The sequence below is a fragment of the Streptomyces sp. NPDC096132 genome (assembly GCF_044763345.1).
Classification (GTDB): Bacteria; Actinomycetota; Actinomycetes; order Streptomycetales; family Streptomycetaceae; genus Streptomyces.
In genome coordinates this window covers 1-3440 of the sequence record NZ_JBIWGA010000083.1, presented here as the reverse complement: position 1 = coordinate 3440, position 3440 = coordinate 1, and the positions used below count along the sequence as shown (strand labels likewise).

Sequence of the window (3440 nt, the reverse complement as noted above, 5' to 3'; positions counted from 1 at the left end):
GCCGCGATCGACGTCACCGACGACAAGCTCGAACTGGCCGCCGAACTCGGCGCGGACATCCTGATCGACGCCCGCAAGGACAACGTCGGCGAGGTGCTCAAGCGGCACGGCGGCGCCCACGCGGCGATCGCGCTCGCGGTCGACGACGCGGCCTTCGAGGCCGTCAACTCCGGTCTGCGACGCGGCGGCAAGCTGGTCATGGTGGCCCTGCCGGCGCACGGCACGGTCCGCGTCCCGATCTTCGACACCGTACTGAACGGCACCTCCGTGATCGGCTCGATCGTCGGCACCCGGCAGGACCTCGCCGAGGTCTTCCAGCTGCACGCCGCCGGCCGCACCAGGGTCATCTACGAGTCCCGCCCCCTGGCCTCCGTCAACGAGTCCATCGACGAGGTGCTGCGCGGCGAGGTCAAGGCACGGATCGTGTTCGACCTCGGAGCGCGGTCATGACCACGGTCGAACTGCCCCTGGTCGTCGGCGTGGACGGCTCCGAGCCGAGCCTGCGCGCCGTGGACTGGGCGGCCGACGAGGCAGCCCTGCGCGGAGTGCCGCTTCGGGTGGTGTACGCCTCCCTCTGGGAGCGCTACGAGGGCACCGCCCTGGCCGGCGACCACGGCAAGCCGTGGGAGGAGGTGCGGGCGGACGACATCGTCGGGACCGCCGCACGCCGCGCCCACCTCCGCAGGCCCGACGTGAAGGTGTCGGCCGACGTGCTGCCCGAGGAACCGGAGTACGCGCTCGTCCGGGAGGGACGCGACGCCTGCGCGCTGGTCCTGGGCACCCGGGGCCGCGGCGGCCTCGTCGAGACGCTGCTCGGCTCCGTCAGTCTCACCGTGGCCGCCCACGCGGACTGCCCCGTGATCGTGCTGCGCGGCGGCCACGACAACCGGGGCGGCAGCGGTGCACGCGGCCGTGTCGTCGTGGGCGTCGGCGAGCACGGCACCGACTCCGCCGCCGTGCGCTTCGCCGTCCAGGAGGCCGGGCTGCGGCACGCGACCCTGGACGCCGTACGGGCCTGGCGGTGCCCCGCGCACGAGAGCACCGACCACCCCCTGCTCGCCGGCGAACCCGCCCGGCTGCACGAGCAGCACGCCGCCGAGGTCCTGGAGAAGGCCCTGAAGGACGCGCCCGCGGACGTGGAACTGCGCCGGCGCACGGTCGAGGGACCGGCCCGCAGGGTCCTGCTGGCCGCCTCCCACGAGGCCGACCTGCTGGTGGTCGGCGCCCGGCGCGATTCCGGGCACCTCGGCCTTCAGCTGGGGCGGGTCGCCCACGGGGTGCTGCACCACGCCGCCTGCGCCGTCGCCGTCGTACCCGAGCGGGGGTGAGGCGAGGCGGCCTCCGGCCGGTCAGAGGCCCGCCGCGTGGTCGGGGACGTAGGTCTGCAGATCGCGCGGCGTGCGTACGTAGCCGGTCGACGCGGGCCGCTCCGGCAGCTCCAGCACCGGCGGCGGCACCTCGTGGTAGGGCAGGGAGCCCAGCAGATGGGCGATCATGTTCAGCCGGGCCCGGCGTTTGTCGTCGCTCTCGACGACGTACCAGGGCGCCTCGCCGATGTCGGTGTGCACCATCATCTCGTCCTTGGCCCGCGAGTAGGCCTCCCAGCGGGTGAGGGACTCCAGGTCCATCGGCGACAGCTTCCAGCGCCGCAGCGGGTCCTCCAGGCGCTTGCGGAACCGCTCCTGCTGCTCGGTGTCGCTCACCGAGAACCAGTACTTGCGCAACAAAATCCCGTCCTCGACCAGCATCCGCTCGAAGATCGGGCACTGCCGCAGGAACTGCTGGTGCTCCTCCTTCGTGCAGAAGCCCATCACATGCTCGACCCCGGCCCGGTTGTACCAGGACCGGTCGAACAGCACGATCTCCCCGGCCGCCGGCAGATGCTCGACGTACCGCTGGAAGTACCACTGGGTGCGCTCGCGCTCGGTCGGCTTCGGCAGCGCCGCGATCCGCGCCACCCGCGGGTTGAGGTGCTCGGCGACACGCTTGATCGTCCCGCCCTTGCCCGCCGCGTCCCGCCCCTCGAAGATCACGACCAGCCTGGCCCCCTCGGCGCGCACCCACTCCTGCAGCTTCACCAGCTCCATCTGCAGCCGGAGCAGTTCCTTCTCGTACGTCCTGCGCGGCAGGTCCGCCGCCTTCTTGTCGGCCATGCCGCCTCCACCGCCCGATGACCCCTACGTCGACGACTTGCCACCGTACTTTCCGACGGCGAGCCGCGCACCCGAGCACGCGGCGGAAGGAGGGCCGACCGGCCCTCGGGTCCGCCCCGTACAGCCCATGTGCGCCCTCGGCGCTCCGACGGACGATCGAAGGAGCGAAGCCATGGAGGCGACCTGCGATGACGGACGACCTGCTCGACCGGGCCCCGGTCCACGCCCTGCTCGCGGACGGCACCACCGTGTGCGTCCGGCCGGTGCTGCCGGGTGACCACGAACAACTGCGGGGATTCTACGAGGAGATGTCGCCGGAGAGCCTCCGCCTGCGGTTCTTCGTCGCGAGCCGGCGCTCGGCCGCCCTGGCCGCCGACCGCGCCTGCGCCCCGGCCCGCCCGGGCCACCGGGCCCTGCTGGCCGAGGTGGACGGCCGGATGATCGGCCTGGCCGAGTACGAGACCGGCGAGGAGACGGACGACGGTGCGGAGGTGTCCGTATCCGTCGCCGACGGCCTGCACCACCGGGGCGTCGGCACCCTGCTCGTCGAGCACCTGGTGTCGGCGGCCCGCACGGACGGCATCACCCGCTTCACGGCCGACGCGCTCAGCGAGAACCACGAGGTGCTCCGCCTCTTCGCCGACCTCGGCCTGCGCACGACCCGCCGCTTCGAAGGGCCCGAGGTGCGCTGCACGGTCCACCTGGACCAGGACGACACCTATCTGTCGGCGGTCGAGGCCCGGGGCCGCTCCGCCGACGTGGCCAGTCTGCTGCCGCTGCTGCGGCCGTCCGTGGTCGCCGTGGTCGGCGCCGGACGCACACCCGGGTCGGTGGGCCGGGCGGTCCTGCACCAGCTGCGCACGGGCGGCTTCACCCGGCGCCTCTTCGCGGTGAACCCCAAGGTCTCCTCCGTGCTCGGCGTGCCGTCCCACCCGTCGGTCGCCGCCCTGCCCAGGACGCCCGACCTGGTGATCGTCGCCGTACCGGCCGCCGCGGTCCCGGCCGTCGCCGAGGAGTGCGGCAGGGCGGGGGTGCGCGCCCTCGTCGTCGTCACCGCCGGACTCGACCACACCCAGGCCCGGGCCCTGCTGACCGCCTGTCGCACCTACGGCATGCGCATGGTCGGCCCCAACTGCCTCGGCATCGCCCACACCGACCCGGAGCTGAGCCTCGACGCGACGTTCGCCGCCGGGCACCCCCGCCCCGGGACGGCCGGCGTCGCCGTGCAGTCCGGCGGGGTCGGCATCGCGCTGCTCGACGGACTGTCCCGGCTGGGCATCGGCGTCT

4 protein-coding genes are annotated in these 3440 nt (G+C 73.6%); 3 read left to right on the top strand and 1 reads right to left on the bottom strand.

All coding sequences use genetic code 11. From position 1 onward, the window contains the following. The coding region (locus tag ACIRF9_RS52520) for a zinc-binding dehydrogenase (protein ID WP_403837769.1) at nucleotides 1-450 on the top strand (450 nt) is incomplete at its 5' end. Then, the gene (locus tag ACIRF9_RS52515; RefSeq protein WP_403837767.1) at nucleotides 447-1328 is read left to right on the top strand and encodes a universal stress protein; all 882 of its coding nucleotides are present in this window, start codon (nucleotides 447-449) and stop codon (nucleotides 1326-1328) included. The genes ACIRF9_RS52520 and ACIRF9_RS52515, both read left to right, overlap by 4 nt. Nucleotides 1329-1349: 21 nt before the next feature. On the opposite strand, the gene ppk2 is transcribed toward ACIRF9_RS52515, so the two are convergent. Further along, nucleotides 1350-2153, bottom strand: a complete 804-nt coding sequence (gene ppk2 / locus ACIRF9_RS52510; RefSeq protein ID WP_403837765.1) for a polyphosphate kinase 2 — start codon at nucleotides 2151-2153, stop codon at nucleotides 1350-1352. Nucleotides 2154-2341: 188 nt separating this feature from the next. Here ppk2 and ACIRF9_RS52505 point away from each other — a divergent pair. After that, on the top strand, nucleotides 2342-3440 hold a 1099-nt coding region (locus ACIRF9_RS52505), incomplete at its 3' end, for a GNAT family N-acetyltransferase (RefSeq protein ID WP_403837763.1).